22 protein-coding genes are annotated in these 21759 nt (G+C 64.4%); 9 read left to right on the top strand and 13 right to left on the bottom strand.

The window, feature by feature from the left end:
- Positions 1-763, top strand: a 763-nt coding sequence (locus I8N66_RS25670; RefSeq protein WP_291159758.1) for an adenylate/guanylate cyclase domain-containing protein, incomplete at its 5' end; no start/stop codon positions are given.
- A 34-nt stretch (positions 764-797) separates the two neighbouring features.
- On the opposite strand, the gene I8N66_RS25675 is transcribed toward I8N66_RS25670, so the two are convergent.
- Entirely contained in the window at positions 798-1388 is a 591-nt protein-coding gene (locus I8N66_RS25675; protein ID WP_291159761.1) for a TetR/AcrR family transcriptional regulator, read from the bottom strand.
- Between the two features lie 179 nt (positions 1389-1567).
- Here I8N66_RS25675 and I8N66_RS25680 point away from each other — a divergent pair, with 179 nt between their 5' ends.
- Complete coding sequence (locus I8N66_RS25680) at positions 1568-1987, top strand: RidA family protein (RefSeq protein ID WP_291159765.1); 420 nt, start codon at positions 1568-1570, stop codon at positions 1985-1987.
- Positions 1988-2262: 275 nt separating this feature from the next.
- Here the strand turns inward: I8N66_RS25680 and I8N66_RS25685 are convergent, their stop codons facing one another.
- The gene (locus tag I8N66_RS25685; protein WP_291159768.1) at positions 2263-3120 is read right to left on the bottom strand and encodes a sigma-70 family RNA polymerase sigma factor; all 858 of its coding nucleotides are present in this window, start codon (positions 3118-3120) and stop codon (positions 2263-2265) included.
- On the bottom strand, positions 3120-3590 hold the full coding sequence (locus I8N66_RS25690; protein WP_291159771.1) for a carboxymuconolactone decarboxylase family protein: 471 nt from the start codon (positions 3588-3590) through the stop codon (positions 3120-3122). Before I8N66_RS25690 ends, I8N66_RS25685 begins: the two co-directional genes overlap by 1 nt.
- 173 nt (positions 3591-3763) lie before the next feature.
- Between I8N66_RS25690 and I8N66_RS25695 the strand changes: the two genes are divergently transcribed.
- From I8N66_RS25695 to I8N66_RS25705, 3 genes are read left to right on the top strand one after another with little or no spacing between them, the layout of a single operon-like run.
- Positions 3764-4744 (top strand): ABC transporter substrate-binding protein, encoded by a 981-nt coding sequence (locus I8N66_RS25695; RefSeq protein WP_291159773.1) that lies wholly within the window; start codon positions 3764-3766, stop codon positions 4742-4744.
- Positions 4745-4752: 8 nt separating this feature from the next.
- Positions 4753-6525 (top strand): iron ABC transporter permease, encoded by a 1773-nt coding sequence (locus I8N66_RS25700; protein ID WP_291159775.1) that lies wholly within the window; start codon positions 4753-4755, stop codon positions 6523-6525.
- A complete protein-coding gene (locus I8N66_RS25705) occupies positions 6513-7553 on the top strand; it encodes an ABC transporter ATP-binding protein (RefSeq protein WP_291159777.1) in 1041 nt (346 codons plus the stop codon). Before I8N66_RS25700 ends, I8N66_RS25705 begins: the two co-directional genes overlap by 13 nt.
- A gap of 8 nt (positions 7554-7561) precedes the next feature.
- Here the strand turns inward: I8N66_RS25705 and I8N66_RS25710 are convergent, their stop codons facing one another.
- Positions 7562-7858 carry a hypothetical protein gene (locus I8N66_RS25710; RefSeq protein WP_291159780.1) on the bottom strand — a complete coding sequence of 99 codons (297 nt, stop codon included), beginning with the start codon at positions 7856-7858 and terminating at the stop codon, positions 7562-7564.
- 231 nt (positions 7859-8089) lie between these two features.
- Between I8N66_RS25710 and I8N66_RS25715 the strand changes: the two genes are divergently transcribed.
- From I8N66_RS25715 to I8N66_RS25725, 3 genes are all read left to right on the top strand, one after another.
- Complete coding sequence (locus I8N66_RS25715) at positions 8090-8698, top strand: glutathione S-transferase family protein (protein ID WP_113540483.1); 609 nt, start codon at positions 8090-8092, stop codon at positions 8696-8698.
- Between the two features lie 451 nt (positions 8699-9149).
- The gene (ftsZ, locus tag I8N66_RS25720; RefSeq protein ID WP_162768930.1) at positions 9150-10190 is read left to right on the top strand and encodes a cell division protein FtsZ; all 1041 of its coding nucleotides are present in this window, start codon (positions 9150-9152) and stop codon (positions 10188-10190) included.
- Between the two features lie 82 nt (positions 10191-10272).
- Positions 10273-11034, top strand: a complete 762-nt coding sequence (locus I8N66_RS25725) for a nucleotidyltransferase domain-containing protein (RefSeq protein WP_113540484.1) — start codon at positions 10273-10275, stop codon at positions 11032-11034.
- 137 nt (positions 11035-11171) lie between these two features.
- Here the strand turns inward: I8N66_RS25725 and I8N66_RS25730 are convergent, their stop codons facing one another.
- The 9 genes from I8N66_RS25730 to I8N66_RS25770 all read right to left on the bottom strand — a co-directional run bounded on the left by I8N66_RS25730 (position 11172) and on the right by I8N66_RS25770 (position 21227).
- Positions 11172-12839, bottom strand: coding sequence for a glycosyltransferase family 39 protein (locus tag I8N66_RS25730; protein ID WP_113540485.1), 1668 nt, complete (start codon positions 12837-12839; stop codon positions 11172-11174).
- 452 nt (positions 12840-13291) lie between these two features.
- Positions 13292-13666 carry a hypothetical protein gene (locus I8N66_RS25735; protein ID WP_113540486.1) on the bottom strand — a complete coding sequence of 125 codons (375 nt, stop codon included), beginning with the start codon at positions 13664-13666 and terminating at the stop codon, positions 13292-13294.
- 351 nt (positions 13667-14017) lie between these two features.
- The gene (locus I8N66_RS25740) at positions 14018-14149 is read right to left on the bottom strand and encodes a hypothetical protein (RefSeq protein ID WP_291159788.1); all 132 of its coding nucleotides are present in this window, start codon (positions 14147-14149) and stop codon (positions 14018-14020) included.
- A gap of 264 nt (positions 14150-14413) precedes the next feature.
- Positions 14414-15577, bottom strand: a complete 1164-nt coding sequence (locus tag I8N66_RS25745) for an MFS transporter (protein ID WP_291159790.1) — start codon at positions 15575-15577, stop codon at positions 14414-14416.
- A gap of 353 nt (positions 15578-15930) precedes the next feature.
- A complete protein-coding gene (locus I8N66_RS25750) occupies positions 15931-16053 on the bottom strand; it encodes a hypothetical protein (RefSeq protein ID WP_268906696.1) in 123 nt (40 codons plus the stop codon).
- Between the two features lie 299 nt (positions 16054-16352).
- Positions 16353-16586, bottom strand: a complete 234-nt coding sequence (locus tag I8N66_RS25755; protein WP_113540489.1) for a hypothetical protein — start codon at positions 16584-16586, stop codon at positions 16353-16355.
- 355 nt (positions 16587-16941) lie between these two features.
- Positions 16942-17376, bottom strand: a complete 435-nt coding sequence (locus tag I8N66_RS25760; protein ID WP_291159795.1) for a hypothetical protein — start codon at positions 17374-17376, stop codon at positions 16942-16944.
- Positions 17377-17808: 432 nt separating this feature from the next.
- Entirely contained in the window at positions 17809-20100 is a 2292-nt protein-coding gene (locus tag I8N66_RS25765; protein ID WP_291159797.1) for a mechanosensitive ion channel domain-containing protein, read from the bottom strand.
- A 353-nt stretch (positions 20101-20453) separates the two neighbouring features.
- The gene (locus I8N66_RS25770; protein ID WP_113540492.1) at positions 20454-21227 is read right to left on the bottom strand and encodes an SDR family oxidoreductase; all 774 of its coding nucleotides are present in this window, start codon (positions 21225-21227) and stop codon (positions 20454-20456) included.
- Between the two features lie 290 nt (positions 21228-21517).
- Here I8N66_RS25770 and I8N66_RS25775 point away from each other — a divergent pair.
- Positions 21518-21759: LysR family transcriptional regulator (locus tag I8N66_RS25775; RefSeq protein ID WP_291159801.1), on the top strand; the 242-nt coding region annotated here is incomplete at its 3' end.

Here is a 21759-nt window from a genome sequence, read left to right on the forward strand (position 1 = left end):
GTCAGGCAGCCTTGCCGAAATGCTTCTCGCGGGCCATCAGGCACTCATCGTCGCCTGGATCACCGAGATCAACACGCTCGGGGGCGCGCTTTCCGCCAGCCGTCGCGCCATCGTCCAGTTTGCCCTCTATGTTCCGCGAGAGGTGGTGCGGCGCATCATCGATCCCGAGGGCGGCGCGACCGTCAGAGGCAGGCGGCAAAACGTGACCGCGCTCTTCACCGACGTGCGCGACTTCACGACCATCTCCGAACAGCATTCTCCCGAGGAGGTCGTCGATATCCTCTCGGCCTATTTCGAGATGCTGAACACGGTGGCGGAGCAATACCACGGGACGGTGATCCAGTATCTCGGCGACAGCATTTTCGTCATCTGGAACGCGCCGGTAGAGGATCCGCAGCACATCGAGCATGGTTGTCATTGCGCGCTGGCGATGAAGGCGGCGGTCGATCGCCTGAACGAGACCAACCGCAAGAACGGCCGTCCCGAACTGTTCACGCGGTTTGGCGTGCATACGGGCCCGGCGGTCGTCGGCAGCTTCGGTGCGATTGCGCGCCAGCAGTACACGGCAATGGGCGACACGATCAATGTCGCCTCGCGGCTAGAAGGGCTGAACAAGGAGTACAACACCTCGATCCTGGTGAGCGGGGCGGTGCATTCAGCCGTTGCCGATCAATTCGACTTCCGCGCCATGGGCATGGTGCATGTCAAGGGGCGCTCCGGTGGGGTCGATCTCTGGGAGCTGGTCAGCGGGAAGGCAGGCTAGCCTTCGCCACTTCGCCGCCTCCAACAGGTGCGCTTCAGCGACCCGCCAGCAGGCCGGTTGCCATGGCGCGGAAGGCGTCGATCGCCTTCGGCAGGACCGTCTTCGGCTCATCGCTGGCGGCGACCCAGAGGGCGGCGTTGAGCGCGGCACCGCTCAAGAGACGTGCGGCGGCTTCGGGATCCACCGGCTTCAGGATGCCCTTGTCCAGCAGTTGCTCCACCGACCGCTTCGTCGCCACCAGGCAGCTGTTCTGGCTCGGCCATTTCGAGGGATCGCCGAGCACGGCCGGGCCATCGAGCAGCACGATGCGCTGGACCTCGGGATCAAGCGCCATCTCGATATAGGCGGCCCCTTCGGCAAGCATCGCCTGCCAGGCGTCTTCGCTGGCGCTGCCGATCTCCTTGGCGCGCGCGGCCATGTCGCCGTCGATCTGGTTGACGACGGCCGCAAGCAGCCCGCGCTTGTCGCCGAAATTATGGTAGAGCGCGCCGCGCGTTAGCCCGACATCGGCGGTGAGTTCGTCCATCGAGGCGGCGGCATAACCCTTTTCCGCAAAGGCCTTGCGGCCCGCTGCGATCAGCTTCACGCGGTTTTCCTCCATCGTTTCCTGGCGGCTTCTGGCCATCATCGCCCTCAATTTCAGATACGGTGCGTATATGGATTTGACATACGCCCCGTATTTGGTTAGTTCATATACGTGGCGTATATCAAGCGAAGCGGCTTTTGTGAAGTTCTGCCTGATCGGGCAGCGCGCGCCCGTTTCTGCGCCCTGGATTTAGCTCGAATTTCAGAAAGGCCAGAGAAATGACACGTGATGCAATCTTTCCCGCCAACCGCCACGCACTCTACGAGGCGCACCGCTATTCCGCCGCCATCCGCTCCGGCGATCTGCTGTTTGTTTCCGGCCAGGTGGGCAGCCGCGAGGACGGCACGCCCGAGCCGGACTTCGGCCGCCAGGTCGAACGCGCCTTCGACAATCTCGAAGCGACGCTGAAGGCCGCCGGCGCCACCTTTGACGATATTGTCGACGTGACAAGCTTCCATACCGATCCGGAGAACCAGTTCGAAACGATCCTGGCGGTCAAGGACCGCGTCTTTTCCGAAAGACCCTATCCGAACTGGACCGCCATCGGCGTCAACTGGCTCGCCGGCTTCGATTTCGAGATCAAGGTGATCGCGCGGATTCCGGAGAAGAGTGGCGCCGAGCAAGAGCGGGCGGCTTAGTTCGCGCAGGACTGTTGGCAGGCTGCGGAGCCGAAGATGCCTTATCGCGAGCGGGTGTCCCAATCTCCCTCATCCTCGCCCGTGTGGCTGGGATCCAGCGACCCGACGTCCGTCGGGTCAAAGGGCTCCTTTCAGCCCAAGGACTCGGGCTGGTTCCGCAGTTCAAGCTGAACTGCTCGAGATTCCTGTGACGAGCACAGGAATGACGGAGACCTTGGCGGGTGCACCAGGTTCTCTCGAAAACCCACAAACGGTGTTTGCCTGTCTATCGCCGGCTAATGCAGATGCGTGAGCTTGTCCGGGTTGCGCACCACATAGATTGCCACCACCTTGCCGTCCGCGATCTCCAGCGCGGTCGATTGCAGCTCGCCGTCGGCCTCTCGGGTCACAAAGCCCGGCAGGCCGTTGATGAAGCCGGCGCGTACCAGGGTCGAGCCGTTTTTGGCAAAGAGGACGGCCAGCTGCGCGTGCACCTTCATCACAGCATCGAAGCCGAGGATCGGCTGTAGAGCGGCCGGGCGTTTGCCGCCACCGTCGGAATGGACGCTGACGTCGGCTGCAAGCATGGCGCCGAGCGTCTTCATGTCGCCGCCGCGCGAGGCGGCGTAGAAGGCGTTGGCAAGTTCGAGGCCGCGCTGCTGCTCGATCTGGAAGCGGGGGCGTTCCTCGCGCACATGGGTGCGGGCACGGGCCGCCAGCTGGCGGCAGGCGGCGGCATCGCGCTCGATCGTCACGGCCACCTCGTCGAAGCTCTGGCCGAAGACGTCGTGCAGCAGGAAGGCGGCGCGTTCCAGTGGCGAGAGCCGTTCGAGTGCCAGCATCAGGGGCAGGGTGACGTCGTCCTCCGGCTCCGCCTCCACGACGGGATCAGGCAGCCAGGGGCCGACATAGGTCTCGCGCTTCAGCCGCGCGGATTTCAGCTGGTCGAGGCAGAGCCGTGTGACGGTGCGGCGCAGAAACGCTTCGGGCTCGCGAACGGACGTGCGGTCGGCCCCCATCCAGCGGATGAAGGCCTCCTGCACCATGTCCTCCGCATCGGCGACGGAGCCGAGCATGCGGTAGGCGACACGGATCAGCTTGGGACGCAGCGGGTCGAAAGCCGCCGCTGCGTCCTGGTTGCCGGTGGTCGCCATCAGGCAGCGGCCTCAGCGACGGCCTTGGCGGCAGCCGGCTCGATCCACAGGCCGAAGCCGACGGCGAGACGGTTCCAGCCGTTGATGACGTTGATCATCAGTGTGAGCTTCACCTGTTCCTCCTCGGTGAACTGCTGCTTCAGCACCTGATAGGCCGCTTCGTGAGTGTGGCCTTCAGACAGACGCGTCAGCGCTTCGGTCCAGCCAAGTGCGGCGCGCTCGCGATCGGAATAGCACGGCGCCTCGCGCCAGGCGGAAAGCAGGTAGATGCGCTGTTCCGTTTCGCCCTTGGCGCGGGCTTCCTGCGTGTGCATGTTGATGCAGTTGGCGCAGCCGTTGATCTGCGAGGCGCGGATCTTCACGAGTTCGATGATGGTCGCGTCCAGGCTCGCGGCGACGGCCATCGAGACACTGGTCCAGCTCTTCATCAGTGCGGGGGCGGCGGCAAAGAGGTCGACTTTGGCAGTCATGGATCCGTTTCCTTTCGTTGGTTCCGATACCATGACGAGCGAGGAATGGCTGGTGTGACATCGCCGGCGAATTTTTCGCATTTTTTGAATAGGCCGCCGCGGCCGGCCTGTCACACCCCTGTAAAATCACGGCTCTATCCCTCGGCGCCATCTTGCAACCGAGGATATCTCCCATGAAATCGTTCGTTTCCGTCCTTGCCGGCGCGCTGGTAGCAGGCCTGCTTTCGACCGCGGCTTACGCCGAAAACCTGGTGCTCTACACCAGCCAGCCGAACGAGGATGCGCAGGCGACCGTCGATGCCTTCCGGGCGGCCAATCCTGGCATCGAGGTCGAATGGGTGCGCGAGGGCACGACGAAGATCATGGCCAAGCTGATGGCCGAGATCGAGGCGGGCAATCCGGTCGCCGACGTGCTGCTCATCGCCGACACCGTGACGATGCAGCGGCTGAAGGAAGCGGGCCATCTTGCCGACTACAAGTCGCCGGAAGCGGCAAACTACGACGCTTCGCTCTATGATGCCGACGGCGCCTATTACTCCACCAAGATGATCACGACCGGCATCGTCTACAACACATCTGCCGCGATGAAGCCCGCGGGCTGGCAGGACCTGGCGAAGTCTGAGGCCAAAGGCCTTGTTACCATGCCGAGCCCGCTGACCTCGGGTGCGGCGCTCATCCATGCGCAGACGCTGACCGGCATCGACGGCCTCGGCTGGGATTATTACAAGGCGCTTGCTGCAAACGGTGCTACGGCTGCCGGCGGCAATGGCGGCGTCTTGAAGGCGGTTGCGACCGGCGAGAAGGCCTATGGCATGCTCGTCGATTTCATGGCGATCCGCGAGAAGGCCAAGGGCGCCCCGGTGGAATTCGTCTTCCCGGCCGAGGGCGTTTCGGCCGTGACCGAGCCGGTCGGCATCCTGAAGACCGCCAAGAACGTCGAGGCTGCAAAGAAGTTCGTCGACTTCCTCTTGTCCGAGGATGGCCAGAAGACGGCGGTGAAGATGGGCTATATCCCGGCCCGCAACGGCGTGGCGCTGCCTGAGGGCTATCCGGCGCGCGAGACGATCAAGGTTCTGCCGGTCAATGCGGCCGAGGCCGTGAAGAATTCCGATGCGGATCTCAAAACCTTCTCCGGCATCTTCGGCACGAACTGATTGCCGGAATGCTGGAACGTAGTGATGCGCGCAGCCGGCCCTGCTGGCTGCGCTTTCCCTTTCAGGGCCGGACGATCGGCGTGTCCAAGGTGAGGGCAGGGGCGAGCCCTGCTGCGGAGCCGCGCTGGCTGGTGCCCTTCGTTTTCGCGTGCCTGTTTTTCCTCTGCGTGCTGCCGCTCTTCAGCCTGGCGAAGGCCGGCTTCGCAGGCCTCGTCTCTGGCCGGTCGATCGGCGTGCTGACGGAGCCGGCGACCTTTGCGGCGATCCGCAACACGCTTTTGACCGCGACGGGCGGCATGGTCGTCTCCGTCGTCATCGGCGCGCTCTTTGCGTTCTCGGTGGCGCTGACGGATGTGCGCGGCAAGCTTACGCTCAGCTTCGCCTTCATGCTGCCGATGATGATCCCGCCGCAGGTGACGGCGCTTGCCTGGGTGGAGATGACGGGGCCGGCGAGCCCGCTGTTAAAGACGCTCGGGATCGCACCGCCGCTCGGCAGCCCGCAGCCGCTCTATTCGCTCGCAGGCATCTCGCTGCTTCTCGGCGTCCAGCATGCGCCGCTGGTTTTTCTGGCGCTGAAAGCCGGGCTCTCGGCCTCGCCGCGCGACGGGGTGGAGGCGGCACGGCTTGCCGGTGCCACGCCTTTCCGTGTTTTTCGCGACATCGTCGCGCCGCTGTCGCTGCCGGGGCTGATTGCAGGTGCTGCGATCGCCTTCGTTTCCGGCGTCGGCAATTTCGGCATTCCGGCAATCCTCGGCATTCCCGCGGGGATCGAGGTGCTGCCGACCCTGATCTATACGCGGCTCGCAAGTTTCGGCGCCGGCACCTTCGGCGAGATCGCGCTGCTTTCAAGCCTGATCGCCTTGATCGCCGCCGCCGGGCTGATCCTGCAGCAACGGGCGCTTTCGGGGCGGGACTATCGCATCATCGGGATTTCCGGCGCCAATGCCGCCTTTTCGCTCGGGCGTTTCCGCGTGGTCGTCGAACTGGCCCTCGTGGCAATCCTGTTTCTCGTGCTGGTGGCGCCGCTGTCAGCCCTTGTCGCAAGCTCGCTGGTGCCGGCCTATGGCGTGCCGCTCAACTGGCAGACCGTGTCGCTGCGCGCTTACGAAGAAATCCTCTTCCGCCAGGCGATGACGCTGAAGGCGCTTGGCAATTCGATGTTCCTTGCGACCGGCGCAGCACTCGGCCTGCTCGCGGTCTCCGTGCCGGCTGCCTATCTCATGACCCGGCGCAAGGGGTGGCTGGCGGATACGCTCGGCATTCTCATCGAAATTCCCTATGCGCTGCCGGGCATCGTGCTGGCGGTCGCCTTCATCCTCGCCTTTGCAGCACCTCTGCCTCTGCTCAACGTTTCGCTCTACGGCACGATCTGGATCATCCTCATCGCCTATTTCTCGTCGTTTCTCGCCGTCAGCCTGAAGCCTGTCATGAGCGCCTTTCTGCAGATGGACCCGTCGCTCGAGGAGGCGGCGCGTCTCTCGGGTGCGGGTTTCCTGCAGCGCATGCGTGACGTGATCCTGCCCTTGGTGGCACCGGCTGCAGGGGCTGCGATCATCCTCGTCTTTCTGATTGCCGCCAACGAGCTGACGGTTTCGGCGCTGCTCTGGTCGGCCGGCACCCAGACGCTCGGCGTTGCCATCTTCAATCTCGACGACAGCGGCTCGTCGGACCTTGCCGCGGCACTTTCGGTGCTCGTGGTCGCAATGGTCGTCGTGCTGATGGCTGCGCTCGAGGCGCTCGCAAACTATCTTCCCGAGGGGGTACTGCCGTGGCGCAACTGATCCTCAACCACCTCACCAAGCATTTCGGCGGCGGCCGGCCGGCGGTGTCGGATGTGTCGCTGACGGTGCGGGAAGGTGGCTTCCTGGCGCTGCTCGGGCCGTCCGGCTGCGGCAAGACGACGGTGCTCAGGATGATCGCCGGCTTCGAGCAGCCGAGCGATGGCTCGATCGATTTCGGTGAAAGGCGGCTTTCGGATGCCGCACGGGCGCTGCCGCCGGAACGGCGCAACATGGCGATGGTGTTCCAGTCCTATGCGCTCTGGCCGCATATGACGGTGGCCGAAAATGTCGGCTATCCGCTGAAGGTGCGGGGCATTTCGGGCACGGCGTGGCAAGGAAGCGTCGGTGATGCGCTGGCGCTGGTGAAGCTTACGGACTACGCCGATCGCCGACCGGCAGCGCTTTCCGGCGGCCAGCGCCAGCGCGTGGCGCTCGCCCGCTGCCTGGTGACCTCGCCCGATGTGGTGCTGCTCGACGAGCCGCTCGCCAATCTCGACCAGCATCTGCGCAAATCGATGGAGGAGACCTTCCGCATCTTCCATGAACGCTCGGGCGCGACGATGATCTATGTGACACATGACCAGGCCGAGGCGATGGCGCTTGCGACCGATGTCGCCGTGATGTCCGAGGGGCGGCTGATGCAGATGGCGCCACCCGCCGAGATCTACGCCAGACCCGAAGGCGCCGTCGTTGGCGGCCTCATCGGCCGCGGCTCGGTCCTCAAGCTGGCGGTGCCGGATGGCACGCCGCGGGCGCTGGAATGGCCGACGCTGCGGTCAGCACTTGCCGGTAGCGGCGAGGCGGGCACGGGGAACGCAGCCGTTCGTGACGTCCTCGTTCGGCCGGAGCATGTACGCCACGACGGCGAGGGCATGGCGTTTCGCGTCATCTCCTGCGTGTTCGAAGGCGAACGCTTCGCCCTGACACTGGCGCTGCCCGATGGCCAGGCGCTGAAGGCCTTTGGCGACAGGGCGATCATGCCGGGGGAAACGGCGCGCTTCGTGGTGCGCCAGGGGTGGCGGCTCTAGCGGCGGCCTCAATCGCAATCGGGCTTGTCGAGCTGGACTTCGAATTGGCGCGGGCCAACCACCCCGGGTTTCGACGGCAGGCCGACGATCCGCGCGATGACGGTGCATTTGCCGGCGACGACCGCATAGCGGTCGCGACCCTGGCTGATGATCTTGTCGATCGGATATTTGGGAACGGCGACGGCGACAGCGTTGATGACGGCGTTGAGTTCGCGGGCGCGCTGATAGTTCGGCGCAACGGCTGCCGCCGCCTGGCTGGCGGCAAGGAGGAGGGCGAGGCAAAGGACGGCAGACCGGGTGAACATGGCAGGGCTCCTGTTTCAAAGGAGGCAAGCATGATGGCCGACGATATTCAAGCGGCTCCTCCGCTTCCGATTTATCCCAGGCAATGGGACACTGGCGGACAATTCAAGAATTTCGGTGGAGATGAAATAAACCGTTGAGTTAAATGAAACCGGTTGCTATAAGCAACCGGTATTCCGCGCTATGCGGTTGAGGAGGAACGAGGCAAGCCGCCTCATCGACAGGAGGATAAGATGAAGCTTTATCAGGGCATGGGCCCGAATTCGTATCGCGTTCGCATCTTCATGGCGGAGAAGGGGATTTCGCTGCCGATGGTGGATGTCGATTTCGGCAAGGGCGAGCACAAGGCGCCGGAGTTCCTGGCAGTCAATTCGCTCGGCCAGATCCCGGTGCTCGAGCTCGACGATGGCACGATCATCACCGAAAGCGTCGCGATCTGCCGCTATCTCGAGGAGACTAACCCTGAGCACCCGCTCTTCGGCCACGATGCCGTCAGCCGCGCCAAGGTGGAGATGTGGAACCGGCGCGCCGAACTCGTCATCCTCGGCACCGTCGGCAACGTGGCGCTGCATTCGGATGCCTTCTTCGCCGAGCGGCTGACGCAGTTTCCGGCCTTTGCCGAGACCGAGCGGGTGGCGGTGCCGAAGAAATGGGGCTGGCTCGACGACGAACTTTCCGACGGGCGGCCGTATCTCGCCGGTGAGGAATTTTCGATCGCCGACATCACCGCCGGCGTTACCGCCTGGCTCTGCGACGTCTTCGGCATGGAAATCCCGGCATCGGCGAAAAACGTCCAGCGCTGGCTGGAGCGGGTGCGCTCGCGGCCGAGTTTTGAGGCTTAGCGCCTCTTTTGAGGGAAGGGCGCCTCTCGCGTTGCCTCTAGACGTCGAGATCGGCGCTCATCCGGCCTGCCGGCCACCTTCTCCCGGTCGTCACGGGGAGAAGGAGACTCGCGGCTGTGCATCAGGCATTCCCAAGCGCTGCGTGGTTCTACGGCAGTTCCACTCGGTGAGGTGGTCAACGTCGGCGTCCCCTCTCCCCACCTGCGGGGAGAGGGTTAGGGTGGGGGCGAAGTCACCTAAAGTGTTGATTGCATGGCCAAACACATTCCCGACCAGAGCGCTGCTAAAGCCGGCTCTCCCGCCTTTGCGGCCCCGCTAAAATACTTATGTGGATAGCGCTTCCGTCCTTTTTCCTTGCCTTCTCCATGGCTTTTTTCAATTCCTAAAATACAAGCTGCCCCGATTCGCCGCTGCCGGTGCCGCGCGAGGCGCCGGCTCTAGGAGACAAGCCATGAACGATTTCAAGAAGCCCACGATCACCGAAATGCGCCCGAAGATCACTGTCATCGGGGTCGGCGGCGGTGGCGGCAACGCCATCAACAACATGATCAACGAAGGGCTTCAGGGCGTCGAATTCGTGGTGGCGAACACGGACGCGCAGGCGCTTGCCATGTCGAAGTCGTCGCGCATCATCCAGCTCGGCGCTGCCGTGACCGAGGGCCTCGGCGCCGGCTCGCTGCCGGATGTCGGCCGGGCGGCGGCGGAAGAATCGATCGACGAGATCATGGATCACCTTGGCGGCACGCATATGTGCTTCGTCACCGCCGGCATGGGTGGCGGCACGGGCACGGGCGCGGCGCCGGTGATTGCGGCAGCGGCGCGCAAGGCGGGCATCCTGACGGTCGGCGTCGTCACCAAGCCGTTCAGCTTCGAGGGCAAGCGCCGCATGGAGACCGCGGAGCTCGGCATAGAGCGCCTGCGTGAGGCGGCCGATACCGTGATCGTCATCCCCAACCAGAACCTGTTCCGCATCGCCGATGCCAAGACCACCTTTGCCGATGCCTTCGTGATCGCCGACCGGGTGCTCTATTCCGGCGTCGGCTGCATCACCGACCTGATCGTCAAGGAAGGCCTGATCAACCTCGACTTCGCCGACGTGAAGTCGGTCATGAAGGGCATGGGCCGGGCGATGATGGGCACCGGCGAGGCGACCGGCGAGGGCCGCGCGCTGAAGGCGGCCGAAGCGGCAATCGCCAACCCGCTGCTCGACGAAGTATCGATGCGCGGCGCCAAGGGTGTCTTGATCTCCATCTCCGGCGGCATGGACATGACGCTGTTCGAGGTGGACGAAGCCGCGACCCGCATCCGCGAAGAGGTCTATGACGAAGCCGACATCGTCGTCGGCTCGATCTTTGACCGCACGCTCGACGGAACGTTCCGCGTCTCGGTCGTTGCGACCGGCCTCGATTCCGGCCGATCGGCGAACAATGCCGCGGGCGCTGCCGCCGGCCAGCCGGCACCGGCGCCGGTGCCGACCCGCACGCTGCAGTAAGGTTCACGCGTCCATCGCTTCCTTCAAGGATCCTCCCGATGTGAACGCCATATCGGGAGGATCCTTGCGTTTGGAGGCTCGAATGTGCAGCAGGACTGACGACCGCGTGGCGGAGGCGCTGGCTGCGGCCGAAGCGGTGCTCGCCGAGCGGTTCCCGAGGGCAAGCTTTGCCATTGTTGCGGGCTCGATCCTGCGTGGTGAGGGCACGGCCTCCTCCGATATCGACCTGGTGGTCCTGCACGAGACCTTGCCCGCCGCCTGGCGTGAGAGTTTTCATTCCCATGGGTTTCCGGTGGAAGCCTTCGTGCACGATGCCGAGACGCTCAACTGGTTCGCCGATCAGGATGTCGCAGGCGGCCGGCCGGTGCTTCTGGATATGCTGGCGGGCGGTGTCGCGGTCGGCCGCGAGCTGGCACGCGCTGAAGCACTTCAGGCCGCTGCGCGACGGCGTCTCGGGATGGGGCCGCCACCGCTGACACCGGAGCAGCGCGACGCGCTTCGCTATCAGATCACCGACCTTATCGACGACCTTCGCGATCCACGCCCGGCGGCCGAGAGACGCACCATCGCCGCCGAGCTGATGACGCCGCTTGCTGACCTGATGCTTCGTGGCCGCGGGCACTGGTCCGGTCGCGGCAAATGGCTGCCGCGGCTGGTTTCTCGCCTGGACGAGGGCCTTGCCGAGCGCTTCGATGCCGCCTTCCGGCAGGCGGGCGAAGGGCAGGTGGCGGAATTGATCCGGCTTGCCGAAGAGGAACTGCAGCCCCATGGCGGGCCGTTGTTCGACGGTGACCGGCGGGTGGCGCCACCGAGCGCCCGGCGCGCCGGCGACCTGTCCGGGTGAGGACCGTCATTGGCCTCGACAGTGTTGCCCGTCCTATTGGACGGACAATGCCGCAGTCGCACTTGGATCGGCTGTGCGTCTTTGCCCCTCAAGTCGAGTTCGACACAGGCAGAATTCAGGTGGCAGGCGGCAGGCGCTCAAGGGGTGGCGTCGGGCAGGACCGGCTGGCCGTCAGGAGCTGATGCGAGCATGCGCGCTGAGCGCGTACGACCAGCCTTGCCGCGGTTTCCCGGCGGCGTCAGCCGATAGATCAGCATCGTGTCGTCGTCGACGACGCGCTCGGCTGTTTTGTCGAGATGGGCAATCAGGCCCTTGTTGTATTCGAGGAAGCGGCGTCGTTGCATGTCGCGGGCGTTCTTGGTGATGCCGAACCAGCTGGCGTTTCTGGCGCGCAGTTCTTCCAGCGCCTCGATCGCGTCGTCGTCTTCCAGCAGCATCGACCATTCGGTTTCGCCGCCGCCGGGCGGGAAGACCCAGCCGCGGCGGCGGCTGTAATAGATCGCCACGGGATCGCCGATCGTCGGCGTTGCGGTGATGACGAGATCGCCCGGCTGGCTGAGTTCGCTGAGCCTGGTGCCGAGCTTTTCGCCGTGATCGGCATAGGGCGTCTTCATCAGCGACAGGCCGGGGATGCTGCCGCCGATGACAACGACGGCGGCGATGGCCGCAAGCCGCAGCGCGCGGGTGTGCAACCCCTGTTCGCGGCCGATGCCGACGAGCAGGATGAGGCCGCGCCCGGCAAGAGCCGCCATCGGCACATTGAAGATATGGAAGTTCCAGGGGTTGGTCTTGATCTCGCGCGCGGCGAAGACATAGACGAGTGCGGCCCCTAGAAACCAGAGGTGGAAGAACCAGCGCGCGCTGGAGGCGGATGCATCGTCCGGCGCCCCTTCGTTTGCCGCCGGCGGCGCGGTCAGGAGAGCGATGCCCGTGAGGATCACTACCGGCAGGGTGAAGAGCCAGCTGCTGGCGATCTTCCAGGTGGCGGGAATGTAGAACGCCTCTTCGAAGAACCTGGCAAAGCCATCGCTCCAGAGATAGCCGCTGCCGGCCACATGATAGGGTGGGTAATTGGTGCCGAGATAGTGCGCCCAGCGATAGTAGCCGAGGATCAGCGCGCCGGCGACGAGCGCCACAGGGAGGATCACGAGCAGGCGGCCGAGGCTGAGCCTGTCGCGCTGGTGCAGGATGACAAAGGTCGCGTAGGCCATCGGCACGACCACGGCGATGCCCGGGAGCTTGGCAAGTACGCCGATCGTGGTCAGCAGGCCGGCTGCGATGAGCACGGGCAGGCGATCGTTCTCAAGATAGGCGACATAGGCCCAGGCACCCGTCGTCACCAGCGCCAGCATGGCCGGATCCGGCAGGAATGAGCGGTCGATCATGACAGCGCCCGGCATGATCGCCAGCAGGAAGGCGCCGGCATGGGCGTGGGCCTCATCCCAGAGCCGCGCGATCAGCCGATGCAGCGCGAAGACGCCCCATACGCCGAAAGCGATGGCGACGAGCCGGCCCCAGGTGTCGTCCCAGCCGAAGACGGCATAGAGAAGAGCGGTGATATAGGAGATGACCTGCAGCTCGCGGCCCTGATAGGAAGGGTCCGGTCCGGTCCAGCTGACCTCCGGAAAGAAGATGTTCCAGCTGCGCAGGAAGAAATTGTCGGCCATCATCGCCGTGCTGGCCTCGCGCCAGCTGAAGGCATCTACCAGCGGCTGCTGAACGTCATGCAGGCGGAAGAGGGCGGCGAGCACCAGGATCGCGGCAAGCACCGCGCCATTCATGTGCTTGTGATCGAACCCCGACATATGCCTCCCCAGGCGCGCCGAACGACCCTGACGACGCCCGCGAACGGGACGGCCGCCCCCATCGAGGGGGCCGCCGAGCGCTGGCCTCTGCGGCCGCCAGTCTAGATCACTATAATTAAGTAATCGCTGATTGTCTTGGTGTGAAAAGTCGGAAAGCGGCCCTGTTTTCCGGCCGAGATGCATCGTCAAGTCTAATCCCTGGCGTGTGCTGTAGCCCAAAGGGACAGCTTGTCCAGAAACGCGCCCGGTCCTATAACGTTAATACAAGCAAACTGTTGAGCACGACGCTCGCAGTCGCGCGTTGCTTTCGACTTTGACCACGGATGTACTGGCACGGTTTTGAGAGCGCAAGAAAAGGAAGGCCGGAGCCGCGCGCTCCGGCCTTTTTGTTGGCGCGGGGCTCGAGGGGCCGATGTGGTGGGCCAGCAGGGCTACCTGCGAACGTGCCGTCATCAAGGGAAGCGCGGTTCCCGCCGTTCGGCTTCCTCGAGCACGGAGAGCGGAAGGGAGGGGCGGTTGATTTCCGCAAGTGTCAGCCTGCCATCGATGGCGACCGCGAAATAGCGCCGGCAGAGGTCCAGCGCCATCTCGGCCCGGCTGGAATAGGACGTTCCCTCGAGGTCCTTATCCTTGAACTCGGTCTCCGCTTCCTGTGCGCACGTCGTCACGAACTCCTGCGCGGCACCCGGATGTTTGCGCAGTGCCGCAATCCCCCGTTCGTACCTGGCATAGCCGATGAGCGGATCGGGCCGGGGCGCGAACAGTACGATCGCGGTTGCGCACAGAAGCGCGACGCATATGCCGGCGGCGACGAAGCGGAGGTTCATGGTGACTGTCGTATAAATTGTCTCGTTTGAACTTCTATCGCAACTTTACCGTTTGGCAAGGTGCCTGAAGATCTCCCGACAATTCGGGCGAGGCGGCGCGAACTTGGTATGGCCGACGGACGAGTCTCGTTTGGTTCCCTTTCACGAATTGTTCCTCACCCAATTGGGGGAAGCGCGTGTGATGAAACCGCTTTCGTGCTCGGAGCGTTCTCTCATCGTTCGTCGCGTATTAGCCCTTGCGCAATTGGGCGCGACCAATTTGCGGTGTGGCGGGACGATGGCTCGGCCAGCAGATCGGGCAGGCGGGGCCGCCAGAGGTCGGTCGTCCACGGCGCGGCCGAGCGGCGTGGTTTAGAGGCTCAGCAGCCAGAAGAACGTGCCGAACACCAGGATGAAGGCAACGACGGCGCCGATGAACCGCAGCATGCCGGTGTTGGTGTCGCCGGTGCCGACAAGACAGTACCAGAGATTGTCGTTCTTCATGGTGCAGCGCTCCGTTATGCGTGTTGTGGTCTTACCAGAACCACCCGGGGATGAAAGCGCAAACCCGCTTCTGGCTCCTATGCCGCGGGGCCCTTTGTGTATTTTCGCAGGTCGAGGCCGAACTGGCGGCAGGCTTCATCGAGTATCGTCGGCGCATCAGTGTCCGGCGCATCCCGGTCAAGCCCGAAGGGATTTTGCACGCGGTGCGTTCCGGATGCGTGCCGATGACGGCCAGGTGTGTTTGGCCGTCATCGGCGCTCGCTGCTATCCGGAGCGCGCCTCTGTCAACTTCGGGAATGCGCAGAGGATGGCCACCGCGCTGACGACGAGGGCTAGGGCCCACAGGCCCATGGTGATGACGGGCGCTGCCGCCATCGTGCCCAGCGTCGTCGTCATGAAGACGAAGAAGACGATGAGCGCTGCGCCCCGGGCATCATTGCTGCCGGACGCGACGATGCCGCGGTAGAAGCCGATGGGGCCGCGCAGGCCGAGGCCAATGCCCATGGGCAGAAAGAGAACGGGCACGAGCAGCGGGTTGGTTCCGCCTGAGAGGCCATAGGCGAGGAGGGCAAGCGCGCTTGCGGCCGCCATCGCACTGCCGGCCAGTATGACCTCTTCGGTGCCGAAACGTTCGGCGATCTTCGCGGTCAGGTTGGCGGCGACGATAAAGCCCGCGACGCTGACGATCTGCACGATGATGAAGTCAGTGAGCGTGCCGCCCATCGTCTCGACGATGACCATGGGAATGCCGAAGACGAAGGTCAAAAGCCCGCCGAGCGTCATCGCCTGGCTCAGCGCATAGCGCATGAAGACGGGATCGGTCAGCAGGTGCCGATAGGTGCCTTGCGCGCCGCCCGTTCGTTGCCCGCGGGGAAGACCGACCGAGAGCATCAGCACGAAGACGATGGCCCCGGCGGTACCGAGAAGCTCGAACGAGGATTGCCAGCCGAAATGCGCGAGAAGCGCCACGCCGGCAATTGGCACCAGGGCCGGAACGAGCGACTCGACGCTTCCGAGAAAGCTGACGGCACGCACGGCCGTCTTCTCGCTGAACAATTGCCGGATGACACCCGGCGCAAACACGGGCGCTGCGCTGGCAGCAACGCCTTGCAGGAACCGAAGGCCGATGAGCACGTCGATATCCGGCGCGAAGGCCCCGGCGAAGGAGGTGGCGGCAAAGGCCGAGAGGGCTGCGACCATCAGCGTCTTGCGGTCGAAGTGATCGGCAAGGCGGCCGAAGAGCAGGAGGCCGAAGGCACTGCCGCCGACATAGGCGGCAAGCACCATCTGCGCTGTCGCCTCGCTGGTGGAAAACACGCCCGGCAGAACCGGAACGGCGGGCAGGATCAGATCGGTGCCGGCAAGGGAAAGTGCTGTGCAGATGATGAGCAGGATGAAGGTAAAGGAAGCGCTGGATGACCGGGTCATAGCCGAACCACCAGGCTGCGGGTGAGCGCATGTCGCATCGTGAACGTCTCGATATCAGTTGGGAGGGTCGGCCTGATCTCCCGCCCCTAGGGCGGGAAGGTCGGCCAAGCCGTTCCCGCTGCTATCCAGAGACGCACATAGGGAATGCGGCCGCCGGAGCGGTCAGAGGTTTGGCAGCAATGACGGCGCGAAACGATTGCATGCGGCGATGATTGCAGAAGACGGAGGTCGCTGCAAGACGGAATAAAACCTATGCGGGAGCCAAACGTCAGATTTCGCGGGGGCGAATTTGCGGGCGCGAGTACGTCCGCCTTGCCGGGAGCGGGTTGCGAAGAAGGGCTGCGGCGGCGCCATTACAGCGCGGCCAGTTCCTCGGCCGTTGCGACGATCTGGTGGTTGCCGAGCGAGTGGTCGGCATACTTGAACGCCAGTATGCTCATGACCGATGCGAAAAGTGCTACCAGGATGATACGCATTGGGGCGCTCCGAGCTCTTCCTGCCTGACCATGATCCTTCGCTGTGTCAGGCGTTGACCGAACCGGAACCGCTGCCCCGGCTGAAAGGCCTTTGGCCTTTGTGTGCTTCTTTTAGCAAGGGGAGAGGTCGTGCGTTGTTCCCGCGGGGACAGGGCGCAAGGGAAGGGACCGGGCGGCCACGCCTTGCCGCCGGATGCGCTTGTGGTCTGCCGCGATGGAGCGAGGAGGGCTGGTCCGTGCCTCACCTCCAAGAGGCGCGTGGGAACTCAGGGCGACCAGGCCGCCCTGAGCGCGGCGCATTAGCCGGCGTACGTCTTTCCTTTGGTCGGTCCGCCGTTGTTGCTTGGGCCGTTGCCGTTCCTGTTCGTGCTGTAGCCGGGGTTACGGTTTGGCCCCACGGCCAGTTCGATCGTTTGCTCCGTCGTGAGAACGGTCTTCTCTTCGGTCGGCACGGCAAAGCCGGCCTGGGGCACGGCCGCGAAGGCGGACGTCGCGAAGGCGAGTGATATCGCAGTGGCAAGGATGGTTTTCATGGGCAGTCTCCTCAGTTCGATCCACGCGCAGCAAGCGCGGGATCGCTTGGGCCTAGATGTTCTGGCGACCGCGCGACATACGGCACTTGCCGTAGTTCGTGAGTAGCAAGACCCGCGAAATTTCGGGATGGTTACGGGAGGGTTGAAGGTGGTGGCCACAAGGCGCGTGGTGATCCGTGGCGAGCGCCTGGTGCTATTTCCTACAACACTGCGCGTCCTATCAGACGCGCCACCGTCGCTGTCGCGCTTTGAATTGCTGCATGTTTTGCCCTTTGATCGGGCGACCAAAGTATATGCCTCTCAGGTGGGTTATGTGAAGGTTGCAGCCGGCGCCAGCGCCAGCCTGGAAGCCCGGCTACGGTGTTTGGTGGCGCAACAGCAGCGTGCCAAGCCGCGGGTACCTGCGCAGCACCAACTCGATTGCGACGCCGCCATAATCGCGCCCCTCGAAGATGCCGACTTCCTCGCAGGTGCCGCAATATGTTCGGCTTTCGCCATAGCCAAGAGAACATTCACGCTCGGGGCAGGTGACCTCAAGTTCGCGCTTCCCCTTGCCGAACTTGAAGGTCATCTTGCTTTCGGCGGACGGGGTGAATTCGCACGGTTTCTCGACGAAACAGGCGACCTCGCCTGCCACGGGATCCTCACCATCCAGCATCAGCGCATAGTGCAGCGCGTAGGTGGGCGGTTCGGCGTGAACGGTGGCCAAAGGCAGAAGCGAAAGGGCAAGGGCAGACAGGGCTAGAGCAGACGGGGCAAGTGCAGACGGGGCGAGGCGCATGGATCGCATCAGGCAACATCCTCGGGGCAGCGGCAACATGACAGCATCGGCAGGGTGCCGCAGCGCCTGAGCCTCGTCTGTTGTGCTTGAGGTAATGCAACAATGATGTCAAAACTGTAGCGGGCGCTGGCCATCGGATGCTCTTTTTGCTTGCGTGGCCTTGCTTGTCCCGATCGGCCCTATTTGGCCGGCTTGTCGAGCGAAATGAACCGCGATTTTGCGGGGGCCAGCCAGCCGATCCCATTGTCGCATTCCATCGGCAGCAAGCCGGATGACCTGGCCGGTGCCTTAGGTTCCATCGACCGTGAAAATACATGCCGCTCAAGCTGTGGAAGGAGTTGTCGCTGACAGGGCTCAGGCTTTGCTTGATGGCGAGGCCACGCTGACACCAGCCCGCGACGGGCGCAGGAAGTCTGTCACCGCGCCGCGCCGGATTGGCCGTTACCCCTCCGCGTCGGCCGCCTCTGCCGCCGCCGGCTTCTTCGCCAGTGCCAAGTTTGCCGCTACCGCCTCGGCTTCCGCGGCACCGGCAGCGCCCGAGCGTACGGTCACGGCGTTGGAGGCGAGGTCGAGGCCGGCTTCGCGCAGTGCCGGCAGCAGTCGCTTCATCGCCTCGCGCTGAAGGATGCTGGGGTTTCCGGGCCTTGCGGTGAACTTGAGGCGGACGACGAGGGAGTTCTCGGTGACGTCCTGGATGCCCTGCATCTTCAAGGGCACCAGGAACTCGCCGCCGATCTCGGGATCCTCCAGCATGGCGAGACCGACCTTCTTGATGGTCTTGCGGATCTTTTCGGGGTCGGCGTCGCGTTCGAATTTCAGCTCGAACTTCACGGTGCTCCAGTCGCGGCTGAAATTGGTCACCGCCTGCAGCTGGCCGTAGGGGATGGTGTGGATCTGGCCGTTCTGGTGGCGGAGCCTCAGCGACCGCAGCGAGATGCGCTCGACCGTGCCCTTGAGCTTGCCGGTATCGACATATTCGCCGACGCGGAAGGCATCGTCGGCGATGAAGAAGATGCCGGAGACGACATCCTTCACCAGCGTCTGCGAGCCGAAGGAAAGGGCGAGGCCCAGCACGCCGAAGCCTGCGATGAGCGGTGCGATGTTGATGCCGAGCGCCGAGAGGATGACGAGGCTTGTGACCGCGAAGATGCCGCCGAAGATGAGGTTGCGGACGAGCGGCAGGATGGTCGACAGCCGGCTTGCCTGATGAGCGATCGTCTCCTCTTCGCTGTCGCCGGGCATGGCGACGCGGGCCGACGGCGAAAACGCCTCGAAGCTTCGCCAGAGGAAGCTGCAGATCACCCAGGCGACGACGACCGCAAGGCTGATGCGCTCGAGGATGACGATCCAGCCGATGGCAGCGGCAGTGTCGTCCCGGATCATCACCGGGCGCCAGAGCTCGATGATGATATGCAGGCCGATCAGCCAGGTGGCGCCGGCAAGCGCCGTCTGGATGCTGCCCGAAATCGCCGCATGCAGCCTGGAGGAGGCGGGCGTGCGGCGGCGCTCGGCTGCGGCACCGGCCAGCGAATGAATGCCGAAGGCGAGGATCGGCAAGGCGAGCAGGATGATCTGCGTGGTGCCGCCGGCAAAGCTCCAGGCGGCGCTGTTGGGGCTGCCGGCGACGATGACGCTCATCAGCCAGAGCACGATGGCGCTCAAGGCATAGAACTCCGGCACGCCGAAGGCGATGGCCCGGCGCACGGGGCCGGGGTTCTGGCCGGCAAAGAGTGCGCGGATATCGCCGCTGCCCGCAATGAACCAATGGAGTTTCACCAGCGTCAGGATGCTCACGCCGATCAGCAGCCAGCCGTCGGTGGCGGCGAGCTCCAGCCCGCGCTGGTGGGCAAAGCGCACGCTGGCGCCGACGACGGCGCCGAGCGCGCCATAGGCGGCCAGCATGGTGGCGTGAAAGCGCGGATGGGCGATGTCGAGCAGCCGGATCTCGGGCCGGGTGGGTGCGAAGAGGAAGCGGGCACCGACCGCATAGGCCGCGGAGACGACGCCGATGGTAACGAGCGCGTGGGCAAGCTCTGCCGAGGCCGTGCCCGGCGCGAGGAACAGGCGGGTGAGGCTATGGGCGATGACGGCGAAGATCACCAGATAGGCGATGTCGAGGCCGAGCCGGATCAGCGAGGCGCGCATGCGGTGCAGGAGATCCACCACCTCGAAAGAGGCGCCGAAGAGCCGGTGAATGAGGGACCGGCTGGCAAAGGCGGCGGCAAGCCCCGCGGCAATGGCGAGCACAGCAATGGCGGCGACGGAGACGACCGACCAGCCCTCGGCGCGGATGCCTGCCGCGACGTCAGCCATCACCCCGGCAATGCCGGACATGCCCGTAAGGCCCATCTGCAAGCCATTGAGAAAACGCGCAGAAAGCGTGTCGAAGGAATCTTCGGGGCTTGCCGAGGGAGCGCTTTGCGGGGTCGCTGCCGCGCCGCTTTCGGCAGCCGTCGGTGAAGCGACTTCGGCCGTCGGCGCGCCGGCTGCACTTCCGGGTTTCGTCGCGTCGCCTGCTGCCGCCGGGCCTGTCGCGTCACGCCATTCGACCGTGACCGGCCCGCCGGCCTTCGCCGCGGCCCTAAGCGTCTCCTCGATCTCGGCTGCACTTTGGCCGGGCGTGAGAATGACGGTGATCGGCGGTGGCGTCTCGGCGAAAGCGGGCAGGGCGATCGCCAGAAGCAGCGCGAGCATCGCCGGCAGGAGACGGCAGAAGAATGAGACACGCACCATTTAATTCATCCAACAAGATCGGTTTTGCGCCGTGCGGCTTTACGCATCACATTACATAACGTTCTAAAATTCCAATCGTATTTTGAGCGACAGGACCTCGCAGCGGCTGCCGCGCTCTTCGGGTTTAGCCCCGGGACCAACTCGCTCGCCGCTAACGGGGAGAGACGCTGGGCGCACGTTCGAATGCAAACCTCACCCTCTCGTGGTCCGGCTTCGGATTTGGCAAATCCGGTGCCGCTTGTCCCTTCTCCCCGTGGAAACGGGGAGAAGGTGCCGGCAGGCGGATGAGGGGCTACTCCCTTACGGATGAAATTCTCTCACCGCGCGGAAGGGGCCTCTCCGCGGGCATGAGATCACTTCGTCGTGTAGCCGCCGTTCACCAGGATCGTCTGGCCGGTCATCCACCAGCCGTCGGAGACGAGGAAGCGGATGTAGGGGACGATGTCCGCGATGTCGGTAAGCCCGGTCCTGGAGAAGGCCGAGAGAGCGGACGCGGTCTTATGATAGGCGACGGCGTCTGCCCCTTCGGCCGGGTAGAAGAAGGGCGTATCCATCGGGCCGGGACCGATGGCGGTGACGGAGATGCCGCGGGTGCCGAATTCCTTGGCGGCCGCGCGGGTGAAGTGTTCGACCGGCGCCTTGGTGCCGGCATAGGCCGCGTAGAAGGGCGTGAAGGCGCCGAGAAGCGAGGTGACGAGCGTGCAGACCTTGCCGTTGTCGCTGACGTTTCTGCCCGCTTCACGCAGGAAGAAGAAGGCGGACTTGGAATTGACCGCGCTCATCTCGTCATATTCCGCCTCGCTGATCTCGACGAAGGGCTTCTTCAGCACCTTGCCGACGGTGTTGACGGCGATGTCGATGCCGCCGAGCGCCGCCTTGGCATCGGCAAAGAGCTTCTCGACATTGGCAACGCTGGTGAGGTCGCCGGAAAAGGCGTGGGCCGCGGCACCGGTCGCCTTGATTGCCGCCACCGTCTCTTCCGCGGCCGCCCTTGTGCCGGCGCTGTTGTAGTGGATCGCGACGCCGCGGGCGCCGTGTTCGGCGAGATCGCGCGCCAAGAGGCCGCCGAGGTTCTTCGCGCCACCGGCGATCAGAACGGATTTACCCTTGATGCTGTGGTCTGCCATGGTCGTCTCCTTTATCGGCCGCTTGCTGCGGCCGGTTTGCGGGCGAGCGGGACTCCGGCGCGCGAGATGCGCAGGTCCCCGGTGCGTTCTGGCGGTCTGTTCGATGCAAGGTGACCGTCCAGGCGCCGCATGCCGCGTTTCAAATCGCGCGGGCCTTGCCGCCGCCTGTGCAAAAGGCCAGGGCAACGACAGGCATCGCAGGGTTGAGAATATCGTCCGCGCTGCTGGTATAAAGCTACCGTTCGTGACATGACTTGTCAGATTATACGAACAATGGCTTTTGGATCGGCATGGACAGGATCGAGCTTTTCCGCATCTTCACCCGTGTCGTCGAAAGCGCGAGCTTTACCCGCGCGGCCGATACGCTGGGCCTGCCGCGTTCCTCCGTTTCGGCGGCGGTGCAGACGCTCGAAACCCGACTCGGCACGCGGCTGCTGCACCGCACGACCCGCAAGGTGGCGCCGACACAGGATGGCGCCGCCTTCTACGAGCGCTGCCTCCGGCTGATTTCCGACATGGACGAGGCGGAAAA

Source organism: Ensifer sp. SSB1, from assembly GCF_016652895.1.
GTDB lineage: Bacteria > Pseudomonadota > Alphaproteobacteria > Rhizobiales > Rhizobiaceae > Ensifer.

Bases quoted from the DNA above. Each gene is read 5' to 3' on its own strand.
- I8N66_RS25735 (WP_113540486.1), bottom strand. From the start codon at position 13,666: ATGAACCTCCGCTTCGTCGCCGCCGGCATATGCGTCGCGCTTCTGTGC.
- I8N66_RS25730 (WP_113540485.1), bottom strand. From the start codon at position 12,839: ATGTCGGGGTTCGATCACAAGCACATGAATGGCGCGGTGCTTGCCGCG.
- I8N66_RS25750 (WP_268906696.1), bottom strand. From the start codon at position 16,053: ATGCGTATCATCCTGGTAGCACTTTTCGCATCGGTCATGAGCATACTG.
- ftsZ (WP_162768930.1), top strand. From the start codon at position 9,150: ATGAACGATTTCAAGAAGCCCACGATCACCGAAATGCGCCCGAAGATC.
- I8N66_RS25685 (WP_291159768.1), bottom strand. From the start codon at position 3,120: ATGGCGACCACCGGCAACCAGGACGCAGCGGCGGCTTTCGACCCGCTG.
- I8N66_RS25690 (WP_291159771.1), bottom strand. From the start codon at position 3,590: ATGACTGCCAAAGTCGACCTCTTTGCCGCCGCCCCCGCACTGATGAAG.
- I8N66_RS25695 (WP_291159773.1), top strand. From the start codon at position 3,764: ATGAAATCGTTCGTTTCCGTCCTTGCCGGCGCGCTGGTAGCAGGCCTG.
- I8N66_RS25715 (WP_113540483.1), top strand. From the start codon at position 8,090: ATGAAGCTTTATCAGGGCATGGGCCCGAATTCGTATCGCGTTCGCATC.
- I8N66_RS25700 (WP_291159775.1), top strand. From the start codon at position 4,753: ATGCTGGAACGTAGTGATGCGCGCAGCCGGCCCTGCTGGCTGCGCTTT.
- I8N66_RS25745 (WP_291159790.1), bottom strand. From the start codon at position 15,577: ATGACCCGGTCATCCAGCGCTTCCTTTACCTTCATCCTGCTCATCATC.
- I8N66_RS25675 (WP_291159761.1), bottom strand. From the start codon at position 1,388: ATGGCCAGAAGCCGCCAGGAAACGATGGAGGAAAACCGCGTGAAGCTG.
- I8N66_RS25725 (WP_113540484.1), top strand. From the start codon at position 10,273: ATGTGCAGCAGGACTGACGACCGCGTGGCGGAGGCGCTGGCTGCGGCC.
- I8N66_RS25755 (WP_113540489.1), bottom strand. From the start codon at position 16,586: ATGAAAACCATCCTTGCCACTGCGATATCACTCGCCTTCGCGACGTCC.
- I8N66_RS25710 (WP_291159780.1), bottom strand. From the start codon at position 7,858: ATGTTCACCCGGTCTGCCGTCCTTTGCCTCGCCCTCCTCCTTGCCGCC.
- I8N66_RS25765 (WP_291159797.1), bottom strand. From the start codon at position 20,100: ATGGTGCGTGTCTCATTCTTCTGCCGTCTCCTGCCGGCGATGCTCGCG.
- I8N66_RS25760 (WP_291159795.1), bottom strand. From the start codon at position 17,376: ATGCGATCCATGCGCCTCGCCCCGTCTGCACTTGCCCCGTCTGCTCTA.
- I8N66_RS25770 (WP_113540492.1), bottom strand. From the start codon at position 21,227: ATGGCAGACCACAGCATCAAGGGTAAATCCGTTCTGATCGCCGGTGGC.
- I8N66_RS25680 (WP_291159765.1), top strand. From the start codon at position 1,568: ATGACACGTGATGCAATCTTTCCCGCCAACCGCCACGCACTCTACGAG.
- I8N66_RS25740 (WP_291159788.1), bottom strand. From the start codon at position 14,149: ATGAAGAACGACAATCTCTGGTACTGTCTTGTCGGCACCGGCGACACC.